16 protein-coding genes are annotated in these 15,682 nt (G+C 51.3%); 14 read left to right on the forward strand and 2 right to left on the reverse strand.

Annotated features, from left to right (window positions below; genetic code table 11):
• Window positions 1–349: 349 nt before the first annotated feature.
• Entirely contained in the window at window positions 350–1,060 is a 711-nt protein-coding gene (locus tag RB297_RS29995) for an SRPBCC family protein (protein WP_096777191.1), read from the reverse strand.
• Between the two features lie 2 nt (window positions 1,061–1,062).
• Entirely contained in the window at window positions 1,063–1,371 is a 309-nt protein-coding gene (locus RB297_RS30000; RefSeq protein WP_145041103.1) for a metalloregulator ArsR/SmtB family transcription factor, read from the reverse strand.
• A 177-nt stretch (window positions 1,372–1,548) separates the two neighbouring features.
• Here RB297_RS30000 and RB297_RS30005 point away from each other — a divergent pair, with 177 nt between their 5' ends.
• The 14 genes from RB297_RS30005 to clpC all read left to right on the forward strand — a co-directional run bounded on the left by RB297_RS30005 (window position 1,549) and on the right by clpC (window position 15,263).
• Window positions 1,549–2,586 carry an ABC transporter ATP-binding protein gene (locus RB297_RS30005; protein ID WP_375122054.1) on the forward strand — a complete coding sequence of 346 codons (1,038 nt, stop codon included), beginning with the start codon at window positions 1,549–1,551 and terminating at the stop codon, window positions 2,584–2,586.
• Window positions 2,579–3,337: an ABC transporter permease gene (locus tag RB297_RS30010; RefSeq protein WP_375122055.1), complete on the forward strand. Its 759-nt coding sequence runs from the start codon at window positions 2,579–2,581 to the stop codon at window positions 3,335–3,337. The genes RB297_RS30005 and RB297_RS30010 overlap by 8 nt, the downstream gene beginning before the upstream one ends.
• A gap of 45 nt (window positions 3,338–3,382) precedes the next feature.
• Window positions 3,383–3,748: a GntR family transcriptional regulator gene (locus RB297_RS30015; RefSeq protein WP_009594678.1), complete on the forward strand. Its 366-nt coding sequence runs from the start codon at window positions 3,383–3,385 to the stop codon at window positions 3,746–3,748.
• A gap of 22 nt (window positions 3,749–3,770) precedes the next feature.
• The gene (locus RB297_RS30020) at window positions 3,771–4,475 is read left to right on the forward strand and encodes an ABC transporter ATP-binding protein (RefSeq protein ID WP_375122056.1); all 705 of its coding nucleotides are present in this window, start codon (window positions 3,771–3,773) and stop codon (window positions 4,473–4,475) included.
• Complete coding sequence (locus RB297_RS30025) at window positions 4,472–5,218, forward strand: hypothetical protein (RefSeq protein ID WP_096777186.1); 747 nt, start codon at window positions 4,472–4,474, stop codon at window positions 5,216–5,218. The genes RB297_RS30020 and RB297_RS30025 overlap by 4 nt, the downstream gene beginning before the upstream one ends.
• Before the next feature lie 336 nt (window positions 5,219–5,554).
• Window positions 5,555–6,655 (forward strand): amidohydrolase/deacetylase family metallohydrolase, encoded by a 1,101-nt coding sequence (locus tag RB297_RS30030; RefSeq protein ID WP_375122065.1) that lies wholly within the window; start codon window positions 5,555–5,557, stop codon window positions 6,653–6,655.
• Entirely contained in the window at window positions 6,633–7,736 is a 1,104-nt protein-coding gene (locus tag RB297_RS30035; protein WP_375122057.1) for a DgaE family pyridoxal phosphate-dependent ammonia lyase, read from the forward strand. The genes RB297_RS30030 and RB297_RS30035 overlap by 23 nt, the downstream gene beginning before the upstream one ends.
• 1 nt (window position 7,737) lies before the next feature.
• Window positions 7,738–8,493 carry a 2-dehydro-3-deoxy-phosphogluconate aldolase gene (gene dagF / locus RB297_RS30040; RefSeq protein WP_096777183.1) on the forward strand — a complete coding sequence of 252 codons (756 nt, stop codon included), beginning with the start codon at window positions 7,738–7,740 and terminating at the stop codon, window positions 8,491–8,493.
• Window positions 8,486–9,502 carry a sugar kinase gene (locus tag RB297_RS30045; RefSeq protein WP_375122058.1) on the forward strand — a complete coding sequence of 339 codons (1,017 nt, stop codon included), beginning with the start codon at window positions 8,486–8,488 and terminating at the stop codon, window positions 9,500–9,502. Before dagF ends, RB297_RS30045 begins: the two co-directional genes overlap by 8 nt.
• A gap of 8 nt (window positions 9,503–9,510) precedes the next feature.
• Window positions 9,511–10,227 (forward strand): GntR family transcriptional regulator, encoded by a 717-nt coding sequence (locus RB297_RS30050; RefSeq protein WP_015737639.1) that lies wholly within the window; start codon window positions 9,511–9,513, stop codon window positions 10,225–10,227.
• Between the two features lie 346 nt (window positions 10,228–10,573).
• On the forward strand, window positions 10,574–11,035 hold the full coding sequence (locus tag RB297_RS30055; protein ID WP_009594675.1) for a CtsR family transcriptional regulator: 462 nt from the start codon (window positions 10,574–10,576) through the stop codon (window positions 11,033–11,035).
• Between the two features lie 24 nt (window positions 11,036–11,059).
• Window positions 11,060–11,584 carry a protein-arginine kinase activator protein McsA gene (mcsA, locus tag RB297_RS30060; protein WP_375122059.1) on the forward strand — a complete coding sequence of 175 codons (525 nt, stop codon included), beginning with the start codon at window positions 11,060–11,062 and terminating at the stop codon, window positions 11,582–11,584.
• Between the two features lie 38 nt (window positions 11,585–11,622).
• Complete coding sequence (gene mcsB / locus RB297_RS30065; protein WP_009594672.1) at window positions 11,623–12,687, forward strand: protein-arginine kinase McsB; 1,065 nt, start codon at window positions 11,623–11,625, stop codon at window positions 12,685–12,687.
• Between the two features lie 119 nt (window positions 12,688–12,806).
• Entirely contained in the window at window positions 12,807–15,263 is a 2,457-nt protein-coding gene (clpC, locus tag RB297_RS30070) for an ATP-dependent protease ATP-binding subunit ClpC (RefSeq protein WP_096777181.1), read from the forward strand.
• The last annotated feature ends 419 nt before the right edge of the window (window positions 15,264–15,682 follow it).

The following is a 15,682-nucleotide window of genomic DNA, read 5'->3' on the forward strand; positions in this document are numbered from 1 at the left end:
AGATAATTTGGGGATGTTGCCCCTTGATACGCGATGGGTAAAACTCCAAGAAAGCGGACTGAGATGGTTACTAAGACGGGTACCGACAATGAAGCTGTACTTGACAGGGAGTTGCTTTTTTCTTTAAACAACAGATTAAAAAATCAAAAAGGCGATCCTGCAGGGATCGTCATTTTGATTTCATTTGGAACTAACAAAAGTATCATGATGAAATTGCCCTCGCTTGCCAGCAAACATCTTGTATCTTCATATACATCATGCACACTCTGTGTTCTCTCTGCGGACGGTGGCGATCCGTTCTTGGATAGCTGCCGCCCATGCATACATCTTACTGATTGAACTTCATGTTCTATGCTTCAACCACGTTCCTCTGTCCATAAGGAAGCACCGTAAGTGTAACGCTGCTAGGTTTGCCATGTCGGATAAAACCGATGACAACCTGCTCGCCAGGCTTCATCGATGTGACATGATCTTCCAGCTCATCATAACTGCGAATGACCTGGCCAGCCGCACTCGTAATGATATCGCCTTCCTCTAAGACACCGTCTGCTGGCGTGTGGGCAAACACCTCAACGACTTTGACGCCCTCTATGCCGTCACGACGGTATGTATAATGATTCATGCCGATCCAGCTGGACCAGAAAGTAGATCGGATATCTTGGCCAGTCTCCAGCACGCTCTCCATATTCCGCATGAATCGGTATGTACCAAAGGCCATGTTATCCATCATCATATACTCCCGCTCATTGGACCATAATCCTGTATACTCGATGCGGACCAAGGTGCCTTCTGTATGTGGTTCAATGGTCCAAATGGTAAGCTCCTGGTCTTCTCCCTTGAGCGTGAGTTTGCAGTAAGGCGTAAGCTCCTCAATCGTGCCATTATAGGATACACCCCAGCCGTAATCAAGAGAGACTTGACCGCCGACCTTCAGATCGATCTCACAATGGCGAGTCTCCCATCGATTGCGTTCTTGCGGATCGGTCAAGGCTTTCCATACACGATCGGGTGTTGTACGGATGACAATCTCCCGCTTAACATGGTTAAAAATAGAGTCCATTCTTATGAGTCCTCCTCAAGATATTGTTTAAGTCTGCTTAACTTATTCTCCAGAATAGAGCCAAGCTCTTGTTGAAGCTCCGCATACCCCCGCTGAAAAGTCGGGGTGTTCAATCGGTAGTAGCAATACTTGCCTTCCCTTCGCTCTAGTAATAGCTCCTCTTCCAGCAAGATAGCAAGATGCTTTTTTACGGCGGGCTGTGAGATATGAAATGCCTTCACGATCTCCAGCTGAGGGAGCTCTTGATGAGCGACCATATTTAGGATTTTCCTTCGGATGGGATCGGAAATGGCGCGGTACATATCACTCATGGTTGGAATCCCCCATCTCTCCAAAATATAACCTTTTGGTTATATGAATGAGTTAAGTATAATTTTCCAACCTCTGAAAGTCAATACGAATTTTAAACGAAAAAGGGCTTTACACAACCAAGACACTAGTGTACTATTTAACTATAACACCGATACAAAAAGGAGTGGAACAAATAGATGAGCGGAAACGATTCAAGTGAAATGGCAACAAATATAGAGAATGCTGCAACGGATTTAAAGAACGAATTACATGCTTCAGTTTCTACGGAGAGGAAGAATGCCAAGCAAGGTCCAGTCGTTCTGACCGTTGAACAGGTCACCAAGACGATTGGAAAGAAGAACATCGTCGACAAGCTATCCTTTGACATTCATCGAGGTGAAATCGTTGGTTTGCTTGGACCGAACGGCGCGGGCAAAACAACAACCATTCGAATGATTGTTGGGTTGATCGATATGAGCCAAGGCGATGTACTGGTAAAGGGACACAGCATCAAGAAGGACTTCGTTCAAGCCGTTCGTCATATCGGGGGCATCATCGAAAATCCGGAATTTTATCCGTACATGAGCGGTTATGACAACTTGAGACAGTATCAGCGAATGTCCGAGGGAGTGACGATCACAAGAATCATGGAGGTTGTCAAGCTTGTCGGGCTGCAGGACGCCATACACAAGAAGGTTCGTGCTTATTCCCTTGGTATGCGCCAACGATTAGGAATCGCGCAGGCTCTGCTCCACAATCCGTCCATCCTTATTCTCGATGAGCCGACGAACGGCCTGGATCCTGCCGGTATTCGCGAGATGCGGGATTATTTGAAACAAATCGCCAGAGATGAGGGGATTGCCATTCTCGTATCCAGCCATCTGCTGTCGGAGATGGAGCTGATGTGCAGCCGCGTGGTTGTCATCCAGGAAGGCAAGTTCGTCACTGAGCGCTCGATCGGGGGGACGGTCGCGAATGAAGAGTTAACGACGGTAAGTCTCCGCGTAAATGATACAGCCATGGCGGAACAAACGGTTCAACATCTCAAAGACATCATTCTGATCAACTCCTCAGTGGAGGAGGGGATGATTACCCTTCAACTTCACGAAGAGGATATACCCACGCTGATCCAGTCACTGTGCGATGCACGCGTACGGATTTACCGGGTGGAAGAGATGAAGTCGTCGCTTGAAGAAGAATTCTTGAAATGGACAGGAGGCAACCGCATTGCGTAGCTTTGGAAATCTCGTCTGGAACGAATGGCTCAAAATGTTTAAGAAACGCAGCTTCTTCTTGCCATATGCGCTTTTGGCTGGAATGGTGATCTTCACGGCGTTCTTGCTCTTTAAATTTTCCAATGGCGGCAGCACCGGCTATGAATTTGCCCAGATCGCTGTAACCACCAAGGGAATGGGGCAAGTGCTGACCCTGCTTGCCATTGTTGTGACGGCAGGAACCGTAGCGAAGGAACACAGCATGGGAACGATCAAATTACTGCTTATACGCGCACAGAGCCGCTCCAAAATTTTGGCATCGAAATATGTGGCCGTATTGATTTACATCTTAACACTGGTGGCCTTCATGTTTGCTGTAGCCGTGCTGACCGGCCAAATTACGTTCGGCATGGATGTCGGCTCCGTTACGCTTGGCGATGTGCTCATTGGAGCAGTGAACAACCTGGTGTATACGATCGTTTATGTAACGCTAACCTTTATGGTAGGCATTCTAACGAGATCCACCGGTCCTGCAATCGGTATCGGCATGTTCATGGTCATTATGGAAAGCATGGTGGTACAGCTGCTTGCGCGTTACTCCTGGTCTAAATACCTGCTGTTCCTGAATGTGGATCTTTCCCTGTACAGCGGTGGCGCAAGCTCCCCGGTACCAGGCATGAGCTTAACGTTCTCAATTATTGTGCTCGCTGTATATCTCCTCTTGTTTCTTGCGGCAGGCTTTGTTACGTTTAAAAAACGGGATGTCGCATAAGGAGCCTGAGTTCGAGGTAGAGCGGCGGAAAGGAGCAACCCGACAGTGAGTATCGAATTTGACAATAATCTGCCGATCTATTTACAGATCATGACGTATCTGAAGAAAGAAATCATCATCGGCAAACTTTTGCCCGGTGATAAAATCCCATCGGTTCGAGAATTAGCGAGTGAGCTTCAAATAAATCCAAACACGGTGCAGCGAACTTTTCAGGAATTGGAGCGTGAGGGTATTGTGGAGACGCGGCGGGGATTGGGCCGATACGTAACAAGCGAGGAATCGAAAATCATGGAAATCAAAAAAGAAATGGCCGGCGATCTGCTGGAACGGTTTATACGCGGCATGCAGGAGCTCGGCTTTAAAGATCAGGATATCATTACGATCGTGGAAGATGCTGTGAAGCAGCCATGATCCAAAAAGCGGAGGTGAGACCATGGTGGAAAATCTGTTACAGGTACGAAGCGTGACCAAAACGTATGCCGGTAAACGCAGAGCGCTGCATGATGTCAATCTGGATATCAGCGGAGGCAAAATCATCGGCTTGCTGGGTACCAACGGCAGCGGCAAGAGCACGCTGATGAAGATTGCGGCCGGTTTGATCCAGCCTACGGCAGGTGCCATTTACGTGAACGGCAAACCCTTGGGGCTGGAGACCAAAGCCAGCGTGTCCTTCATGCCGGACCGGCCGATGACAGAATCCTGGATGAAGGTCTCGGATGCGGTGGCGTACTTTAAGGATTTTTATGAGGATTTTAATGTAGAGAAGGCAAACAGAATGCTGGACTTCATGAATTTAAAGACCAATGATCGCATCAGCTCCCTGTCCAAAGGGATGAATGAGCGCCTGCAGTTAACGCTCGCCTTGTCCCGCGAAGCGAAGCTGTATATGCTGGATGAACCCATCGGCGGGGTGGATCCCGTAGCCCGTGGAAAAATTTTGGATGCCATCGTTGAATTCTACAACGAGGACAGCAGCATCATAGTTTCGACTCATCTTGTCCGGGACATCGAACGGATATTTGATGAAGTGATCTTCATTCGCAACGGCGAGGTTGCCATGCATGATGAAGTGGAGAACATCCGCCTAAAACACGGAAAAAGCATAGATGAGATGTTTAAAGAGGTGTATGCGGAATGATGAGACTGCTGAAATACGACTGGAAGAGAAACTCGACCACGCTGCTCGGCGCTTTTGCGATTCTTCTTATCGTGCAGATCGCGATTACGGTGACAGGTTCGATAAGAGATTGGGAGCTAGGATTGAGTTTCGGTTTAAGCATGCTGGCTTATGGCTCTGTGAGTGTTTTGCTCCTTGTGGTCACTGGCAAGAACTTCGGCTATAACATCAAGGCATATCACCGGCGTCTGCTCCCCGTCCGTTTTGTCTGGAGCGTGGTTTCCTCCCTTATTCTGGCGTGCGCGAGTTTACTGGCGCTGTGCCTACTGATGGCACTGCATTTGTGGTACTACTGGAACGTTGCCGGCATCCCATGGGAAATGATCCGTTTTTCCGATTATCCTGTTATGTATTATGTAGGTCTCGCCCTGTTGACGGCATGGAAATTCATCTTCCTGATGATTACGATATTTTTTGCCATTGCCGTGGCCAACAGCATCACGAAGAAAGGCAGCGTATGGATCGGCATTCTGGTGTTCTTTGTATTGCATAATGTCCTGTCCTGGATCAGCCAGCTGTTCTTCGGAGAAGAGGCAGCATGGGTTGGCCCGATGGCGACCATTTCCTTCGAGAATGAGGCTGATTTCACCGTATCTGCCGCGCAGTATACGTTAGCATGGGGCGCATTTGCTTTTGAGGTCATTGTGGCGGCCTTGATCCTATATGCCACGGTGTATCTCGTTGATCGGAAGGTTGAGGTTTAACTTAAAGAATATGAGGATTTAATACTATAAACGGACCAAAGAAACTGCCTATCCAAGGCAGTTTCTTTGGTATGAAGCGAGAAGGAAATCCGCTAGGAACACAGAACTAGAACCTTAGCAGTATGCCGCTATCAATCCATGGACTCCAATTTATAGGCAAGAGATAGCGGATAAAATTCGAAATATGATTTAAACATTATAACGTTATATTCACGTTCAGGATGTTCTGTGCTATGCTATAACCATGGTATTAAGATAAAGCAATGCAAATCGGCAGGTACTCAAGAGGATTTAAGGCTGGTCCGGCAAGGCTGAAGGGGTGAAACGATGAAGATTTTGGAACAGCGTTTTGTTTTGCGCAACTTACAGACGGTGCATGATGAGAAGCCTTTTGACATTGTCATGGAGAACGGGTTCATTACCGAAATAACGGATGCGAATACGGCATCGGGTGACGGTTTTGACGGTACGGGATTATATGTGTCCAGCGGTTGGATCGATATGCACGTCCATGCGGTCGCCAAGCTGGAGCCCTACGGCGATGCCATCGACGAGATCGGCGTTCAGCAAGGCGTCGCCACCATTATCGATGCAGGAAGCTGCGGCGCGGATACGATTGGAGAATTGGCAGCCGAGGTTGCCAGGGCCAAGACAAACGTGTTTGCTTTTTTGAATATTTCCCATATTGGACTTCAGCGGATCGACGAGCTTTCCAGTTTGGAATGGATCGATCCCGAGAAGGCCGCAAAAGCGGTATTGACGTATCCTGACCTGATCATCGGGCTCAAGGCAAGAATCAGCAAAAGCGTAGTGAAGGACAATGGCGTAGAGCCGCTTCGACTCGCAAGGAAACTGTCCGGGAAAACGGCCCTGCCGCTGATGGTTCATATCGGATCAGGGCCTCCTCCGATTGAGGAAGTGCTGGAGCTGCTTCAGAAGGACGACATTATCACTCATTATTTGAACGGGAAAGCCAACAATTTATTCGATTCGGGCGGAAAGCCGATTCCTGCCCTGACCGAAGCGATTGCCCGCGGCGTTCATCTGGATGTCGGCCATGGTACGGCGAGCTTCTCGTTCCTGGTGGCGGAGTATGCAAAAGCCCAAGGGATTAAGCCGGATACGATCAGCACCGATATTTATCGCGGCAATCGCATCCATGGTCCGGTGTACAGCCTGGCCAATGTCATGAGTAAGTTTCTGTATTTAGGATACGGCTTGCAGGAAGTGGTCGCTGCGGTAACGGACCATGCAGCCGCATGGCTGGGCCGTCCGGAGCTGGGCCGAATTCAAGTCGGCGACGCTGCCCACCTTACCCTGTTCGCGGTGCGGCAGGGACCGATGAGTTTGACCGATTCCGAAGGGGAGACCCGAATCGCTGACCGATATATCGAAGCCAAAGGAGTGGTAGTCAATGGATCATTCATTACATGCTAAATACGGGTTGAAACGCGTGGTGAACGCCAGCGGGCGCATGAGCATTCTTGGCGTGTCGGCACCGACGGATACCGTCATGGAAGCCATGCGGATCGGTGGACAGAGTTACGTGGAAATCGCGGATCTGGTAGATAAAGCAGGCGATTACATGGCGCGCATTCTCGGCTCCGAAGCGGCTGTTGTCGTCAATTCGGCTTCCAGCGGCATCGCTCTATCCGTGGCTGGAATCGTCACAGAGGGCAATCGCAGGCGCAGTGACCGACTGCATCAGGAGCCGATTGCGAAGAACGAGATCATTCTGTTTAAGGGGCATAATGTGCAGTATGGAGCTCCCGTCGAAACGATGGTTTATCTCGGAGGCGGCAAGGTCGTAGAGGTAGGGTACGCCAACGAAGGGCGTAAGGAGCATATCGCAGAGGCGATAAATGAACGGACCGCTGCCATTTTATACGTGAAGTCCCATCACTGCGTGCAGAAAAACATGATTTCGGTGGAAGAAGCGGCAGAAGTGGCCCAGGCACATGGAATACCGCTGATCGTGGATGCCGCTGCCGAGGAGGATATCCAGAAGTATGTGAAGTACGGAGATCTGGCTATTTACAGCGGTTCTAAGGCAATCGAAGGTCCGACCTCCGGTATAGTAGGAGGCAAGCGCCAATACGTGGAGTGGGTGAAGGCGCAGCTGCATGGCATTGGGCGGAGCATGAAGGTCGGCAAGGAAACGACGTTTGGATTGCTTCAGGCGCTGGATGAGTATATGGTGAAGGAAGATAAGAGCGAGTTGGAGAAGGCGGCACTGGAGGAAATGAAGTCCTTATCGAAATTGCCGGGCATTGAGGTTACGATCGTGCAGGACGAAGCGGGAAGAGCGATCTTCCGGGGACGCGTGAAGGTCAATGAGGAGGCGGCCGGGGTAAGCGCCAAATTCATGAACGATCAGCTGCGCGAAGGCGACATTGCGGTGTATACCCGGGATTACGGCGTACGCCAGGGGTATTTTGATATCGATCCTCGCTCGCTTTCCGGCGATGATTTGCAAGTCATTATAACGAGAATACAGCAGATTGCAGGGGGAAACTAAGATGGCAAACATGGAGAAACGTCTTTACAGAAACCGCGCGGCATTAAACGTTCTTGCAGGCAGCATTCAGAATGCGAAGGAAATATTCGAAGCTTCGGAAGGGCATGTGCTGGTCGGCGTATTGTCGAAAAATTACCCGAATGCGCAGGAAGCCGTCATCGCGATGAAGGAGTACGGGGCCGTCATCGAGGATGCGGTATCCATCGGCTTGGGCGCCGGCGATAACCGTCAAGCGGCGGTGGTCGCGGAGATCGTGAAGAGCTACCCGGGCACGCATATCAATCAGGTGTTTCCGGCGGTCGGTGCAACCCGTGCCAACCTGGGCGGCGAAGAAAGCTGGATTAACAGCCTCGTGTCCCCTTCGGGACAAGTGGGCTACGTGAACATATCTACCGGACCGGTGAGCGCTGCCGGATCGGACAAAGCCGTCGTCCCCGTAAAATCGGCAATCGCGCTTGTACGCGATATGGGCGGCAACGCACTGAAGTATTTCCCGATGCAGGGCTTGAAGCTGGAAGAGGAGTATCGTGCGGTAGCGAAGGCATGCGCGGAGGAAGGATTCGCGTTAGAGCCGACGGGCGGAATCGATAAAGAGAATTTTGAAGCCATCGTCCGCATCGCGTTCGAGGCAGGAGTACAGCAGGTCATCCCTCACGTATACTCCTCGATCATCGACTCGGCCAGCGGGGATACGATCATTAGCGACGTGCAAGAGCTGCACCTTAAGTTAAAAGCGCTGGTTGATCAATATGCCTAAGACGATCGCTGCATTTGGCGAAGTGATGATGCGTCTTCAAGTACCAGGGTATGCTTCCTTGGCACAAGAGAGCCACCTGAACTATTCCTTTTCCGGGACGGGTGTCAACATCGCGTCGGCCGTGGCAAGGTTCGGACATGCGGGGTACCTCGTCAGCACGCTTCCCGACAACCCGCTTGGCGAAGCGGCGATCTCATATCTGCGCAAGCTTGGGATCGGCACTTCGCTCATTAGCCGCGGGGGCAAATATGTCGGCATGTACTTCCTGGAGAATGGGTTTGGCGTTAGACCCGGTCGTGTGACCTATACGGATCGCCTGGGCAGCAGCTTTAATACGGCGGAGGATGCCATGTACGATTTCGATGCGATTGCCGAAAAGATCGACGTGATCCATTTTTGCGGCATCACCCTTTCCATGAACGACACCGTGCGGGGTCAGATGAAGGTCTTGGCTCGCAAGGTCAAGCAAAGCGGCGGAACGGTTGTGTTCGACTGCAACTACCGTCCTTCCTTATGGGGCGCTGACCGCTACGATTTTGCCAAGCCGCACTACGAGGAAATGCTGTCTTTGGCGGATATCGTCTTCATGAACGAGAAGGATGCCATCCATATCCTTGGCATGGAAACAACTCGGGAGGATCGGCACGAACAGCTGCAGGAGTTGATTCCGAAGGTGGCGGCGAAGTATAATATTACGGTTGCGTCGGGTACCCACCGCAAGATCAACGGGGACAATACCCATTCCCTGCAAGGCTATCTTTACACGGATGGAGCGTTTCATTTTTCCCAAACGTTGACGTTCTCCGTCCATGACCGCATCGGGGCGGGCGATGCCTATGCCAGCGGTGTGATTCATGGGATCTCGGAGGGATATGAGCCGGGCCGGACGGTTGAGTTTGCCGCAGCGGCGGCGATGCTTGCCCATACCGTAACGGGAGATACGCCGACGGCAAACGAACGCGAAGTGCTTCAGGCGATGAGTCATCATATGTCTGACGTGGAAAGGTAGGAGGAAGCATGTCGATCACGCGGAAGAACGGTCCATTATACTTGCAAATCAAGAAGATCATTAAAGATCGGATTCTGCATGGGGTATATCCACTTGGTTCCCATATTCCTTCCGAGCCGCAGCTGGAACAGGAATTTAACGTCAGCAAAATGACGGTTCGCAATGCGATCCAGGAATTGTACCAGGAAGGGTATGTAGAGAAGCGGAGCGGTGTGGGAACGATCGTAACCCGGAACACGTCCTTTTCCAAGCTGTCCAAGGGGAAGCTGTTTACCGAGATTTTGGTTGAAGAGGGCCACCAGATCCGGAAGCGCCATCTGAAGACGGAATGGGTGCACAATGAACCGGATAGCGAATTGTTCCTGAAATTCGGTGAGCGGTGCCTGCTGATCGAGCGGCTGTATTTGCTGGACGGGAGCCCGTTTATCTACTACACCCATTACGTATCGTCCCTGGTGGACATGGGGGAGGAGTTCGATTCAAGCGAACTGCCGTCCTTGTATGAACGTATCGAGGAGAGCCAAATCACGCTGGAGAATTTCCGGGACCGTTTCCTGGCGACCGTGGCTAATGAGGAGATTGCCTCACTGTTGGGCGTAAGCGCCGGGACCCCGTTACTGAAGCGGTTGAGATCCTCCTACGACCAGACGGGCAGCATCATTGAATACAGCATCGGGTATTACAATACGGAGTTACAGCATTATTTGATCAGTTATGATGCTTAAGATACAGAAAACGACAGGAAGAAGTGGCCAAGAGACCGGTTTTAATCCGGAACGTTGGCTGCTTCTTTTTTTATTCCTTCGGTTGAATTGTTCTTCGGAAAAGGGCTATAAGCGATCGAAGAAGTGGGTACAATAAGAATACAGGCATAGCGCGAACATTTGAGAAGTACCCTCTTGGCAAAATGAAAAAATGTGCTATAATGAGATCAAAGTCAAAGAAAGTCAAAGTCAACGAGAGGGTTCGCTGATTTTGATTATGGTTAATCAACGTATAAGCAAGGCTCTGTGCGGACGTGTAAGATCACTATCCGTCTTAACGTTTCAAACAGTGGAGGATGAACAGACCATGCGTAATATCTCTGATATTATCGAACAATACCTGAAGAGCATTTTGCAGGAAAGTCCGGAAGGAACCGTCGAAATTCAAAGGAACGATTTGGCGGAGCAATTTTCTTGCGTTCCTTCCCAGATCAATTACGTGATCAGCACTCGGTTCACGCTGGAGAAGGGCTTTCTTGTCGAGAGCAAGCGCGGCGGGGGCGGATACATACGCATTCAGCGTATCGAGCTTCCCCAGCATACTGCACTCCAGCAGCACCTTCATCATACCATCGGCAGCATGATTGACCAGACGGTAGCGGAAGGCTTGATCTACCAGCTGGAGGAATCCCGGTTTTTGACGAAGCGGGAGGCCAGCCTGATGCGGGCCGCCGTTTCAAGGGAATGCCTGAATGTGAAGCTTCCTTATCGGGATGAGCTGCGCGCAAGGATTATGAAGGCGATGCTGATTTCTTTATTAGGTAAGTGAGTCTGTGTAAGGAGGCATCGGAGTATGTTATGCCAAGAATGCGGTAAACGGCCGGCGACACTTCATTTCACCAAAATTGTGAACGGGGAGAAAACGGAGTTTCACTTTTGTGAAACTTGTGCCCGCGAAAAAGGGGAATTGATCCCCGGTACGTCGAATGGTTTTTCTATACACAGTTTGCTGTCAGGCCTGCTGGATCTGGATCCTTCAGGCAAGGGCCAGACCCCCGGTGCGAAAACGGCCCAGACGCTGCAATGCGAGGAATGCGGCATGACGTATTCCCAGTTCAGCAAGCTTGGCCGGTTCGGCTGCAGCGCGTGTTATAAATATTTCTCGGATCGATTGGATCCGTTGTTCAAGCGAGTCCATGGGGGAACTTCCCATGTGGGCAAAGTGCCGAAGCGTACCGGCGGCCGGATTCAGATCAAACGCCGGATCGATGAGCTTAAAAAGGAGCTTCAAATGAGGATCCTGCAGGAGGAATTTGAAGCGGCTGCCGAGATCCGGGACCAAATCCGCGAGCTGGAGCGTAACATTGCTCAGGGATAAGATCGTTACATTTTGCACTTTAGTAGGAGGAATGCGTGATGTCTAATCTCCGGTTTACCGATTCGGCGCTGAGCGAGTGGATGCGCGGGAACGGTCAGGATTCCGACATTGTCATCAGCACCCGCGTGAGGGTGGCGCGCAACCTGCAGCATCTTCCTTTCCCGCTGCTCGCAACGGATCAGCAGTCGGGAGAAGTGCTAGAGCGCCTGACCCATGTGTTAAAGGATAAGGAGGATTTGCAGGATTTCGGGCATTTGCATGTAATTAAATTAAGTGAGATTGATGAGCTGGATAAGAAGGTTCTCGTCGAGAAGCATCTGATCAGTCCCAATCTGGCTAATGAATCCCGGAACGGTGCCGTCATCCTTACCGAAGATGAATCCGTCAGCATTATGATCAATGAAGAGGATCACCTGCGCATACAGTGTCTGTATCCCGGATTTCAGGTTCGGGAGGCATGGAGCCGCGCGACGGCGCTGGATGATATTTTCGAATCCGAGATCGATTATGCTTTTGATGACAAAAGGGGTTACCTAACGAGCTGTCCGACCAATGTCGGCACCGGCCTTCGCGCTTCGGTCATGATGCATCTGCCCGCGCTCGTCATGACGCAGCAGATCAATCGGATTCTCTCGGCCGTATCGCAGGTAGGCTTGACCGTTAGAGGAATTTACGGCGAGGGCAGCGAAGCTTTAGGCAACCTGTTTCAAATCTCGAATCAGATTACGCTCGGGCAAACCGAGTCGGAGATCATCGAGAATCTTCACAGCGTGGCCCTGCAGATCATCGAGCACGAGAAGAATGCCAGGGCGCGGCTCCTCAGTGAATCCAAGCTCCGTATCACGGACCGGGTCATGCGTTCATACGGCATCCTGTCCTATGCAGCGGTCATGGATTCCAAGGAAGCGGCTCAGCGCTTGTCCGATGTTCGGCTAGGCGTGGATCTCGGCCTGCTGGAAGGGCCGGAAATTCCGGTCATGAACGAGCTGAACGTGAAGACGCAGCCGGGATTTCTCCAGAAGACCTATGGAGAGGGCATGAATCCTTCCGAACGCGATATGTACAGGGCTAAGCTCATTCGCGAGACATTGGGCAACCGTTAAGAAGTCGTTAGTTATTATTTCTCGGTTTACAGTTGGATGACGGTATAAACGTCTTAGCCGGCGATACACCGAAATCCGCGAGGTTCAATATATTAATTGAAACGTGGAGGTGCAATACTATGATGTTTGGCAGATTTACGGAACGCGCACAAAAGGTGCTTGCATTGGCTCAGGAAGAAGCGGTACGCCTGGGTCACAACAATATCGGCACAGAACATATCCTGCTTGGACTTATTCGTGAGGGAGACGGCATTGCAGCCAAAGCGCTGATCGGACTTGGACTTGGTCTTGAGAAAATCCAGGACGAAGTGGAGACATTAATCGGACGCGGACAGGAGCAGCCAACCAACATTGCTTACACGCCTAGAGCGAAAAAAGTGATTGAGCTCTCCATGGACGAAGCCCGTAAGCTTGGCCATACGTATGTGGGAACCGAGCATATTCTGCTGGGGTTGATTCGCGAGGGCGAAGGGGTTGCGGCACGCGTGCTGAACAACCTGGGCATCAGCCTGAACAAAGCCCGTCAACAGGTGCTGCAGCTGCTGGGCAGCAGCGAAGCGGTGTCTAGCCATCATGGCACGCCGCAGAACGTGAGCACGCCTACATTGGACAGTCTCGCTCGGGATCTGACCGCCATTGCCAAGGAAGGCAATCTGGATCCGGTCATTGGCCGCAGCAAAGAAATCGAGCGCGTGATTCAGGTGCTTAGCCGCCGGACCAAGAACAACCCGGTACTGATCGGTGAACCGGGAGTAGGTAAGACGGCGATCGCGGAAGGCTTGGCACAGCGCATCATTAACAATGAAATTCCGGAGACGCTGCGCGACAAACGCGTGATGACGCTGGATATGGGCTCAGTCGTAGCAGGTACGAAATACCGCGGGGAGTTTGAGGACCGCCTGAAAAAAATCATGGATGAGATTCGTCAAGCCGGCAACATCATTCTGTTCATCGATGAGCTGCATACCTTGATCGGCGCAGGCGGAGCAGAAGGAGCCATCGACGCTTCCAACATCCTTAAGCCTTCATTGGCGCGCGGAGAGCTTCAGTGCATCGGGGCTACCACGCTGGACGAATACCGCAAATACATTGAAAAAGACGCTGCACTTGAGCGCCGCTTCCAGCCGATCACGGTGGATCAACCGTCGCCGGAGGAAGCCATTCAGATCCTGTACGGTCTGCGTGACCGTTACGAAGCGCATCACCGCGTGAAAATTACCGACGAAGCGATTGAACAGGCCGTGAAGTTGTCCGACCGCTACATTACGGACCGTTTCCTGCCGGATAAAGCGATTGACCTGATTGACGAGGCCGGTTCGAAAGTTCGTCTTCATACGTATACCATACCGCCAAATCTGAAAGATCAGGAAGCGCATCTGGAGGACATCCGCAAGGAGAAAGACGCAGCCGTCCAAAGCCAGGAATTCGAGAAAGCGGCAGCGCTGCGCGATACGGAGCAGAAGCTTCGCGAGGAGCTCGAAGTCACGAAGAACCAATGGAAAGAAAAACAAGGACGTACCGATTCCGAGGTAACGCCGGAGGACATCGCCGACGTTGTCGCCAACTGGACCGGTATTCCCGTCAATAAACTGAAGGAAGAAGAGACCGAGCGTCTTCTGAATCTGGAAGAAATCCTTCACAGCCGCGTAATCGGCCAAGAGGAAGCCGTCAAAGCCGTAAGCCGTGCGGTTCGCCGGGCACGCGCAGGACTGAAGGATCCGAAGCGCCCAATGGGCTCCTTCATCTTCCTGGGTCCTACCGGGGTAGGTAAAACCGAGCTGGCACGAGCTCTTGCCGAGGCCATGTTCGGAGATGAGAATGCGGTCGTGCGAATCGACATGTCCGAGTACATGGAGAAGCATTCCACGTCGCGTCTCGTCGGAGCGCCTCCGGGATATGTCGGCTACGAGGAAGGCGGTCAGCTGACCGAGAAAGTGCGCCGCAAGCCGTATTCCGTTGTCCTCCTCGATGAAATCGAGAAGGCGCACCCTGAAGTATTCAATATCCTGCTTCAAGTGCTGGAAGACGGACGCCTGACCGATTCGAAGGGCCGCGTGGTGGATTTCCGGAATACCCTGATCATCCTGACTTCCAACGTCGGAGCGGAAGCGATCAAGAAGAACTCCACGCTTGGATTTACCGCCGTGACGGATGCAGGCCGCGATTATAACAACATGAAAGGCAAAGTGATGGATGAGCTCAAGAAGAGCTTCCGTCCGGAGTTCTTGAACCGGATCGACGAGATCATCGTGTTCCACTCTCTGGAAGAGAAACACATTGCCGAAATCGTGACGCTGATGTCCGACGAGCTGCGTAAACGCCTGAAAGAATTCGAGGTGCATTTCGAACTCACGGACAAGGCGAAGGCCTTCATAGCGAAGGAAGGATACGATCCGGCCTTCGGTGCCCGTCCGCTGCGCCGGGCTATCCAGAAGCACATCGAGGATCGCCTTTCCGAGGAGCTGCTGAAAGGCAATGTGGCCAAGGGCGACTCGCTTGTCATCGATGAAGCGAACGGCGAACTGGTTGTGAACAAGAGTGAAGGTGTAACGGCGGCATCGGCCGAAACGGAATAAGATAAATAACATCACCCCGCTGGAGTCAAATCCGGCGGGGTTTTTGATTTAAATGTTAACGGATGATGAAGGCTTTGTATGGGGCAGCTACATGGATGCTTAGAGGTTATATGGATGAATGGCATATTACGAAAACAGTTCCCTCATGTATCAACCCAGCGGAGAGGACGGAATCGTTCTGAAGAAGCGACAGCGGTCGCCTTTAAAACCGGGAAACCACTTTGATTTCGATTCCAGTTCCCTGGTTTTAACAGCGATCGCAAGAACGATCCGGCAGCGAAGGGGACGCGGTTTTTCAGCAGCAATTAACGCATGTTCACCCCCTGCTCCTTCAAATTTGAAACAAATCCATTTCATCCCGCGTAAAGTTTCCAATTAACCTTTACGTTGAATTATAAGAAATGGTAAACTTTGAGTAA

It is taken from the genome of Paenibacillus sp. CR_12, from assembly GCF_041953985.1.
Lineage (GTDB): Bacteria > Bacillota > Bacilli > Paenibacillales > Paenibacillaceae > Paenibacillus_AQ > Paenibacillus_AQ lautus_A.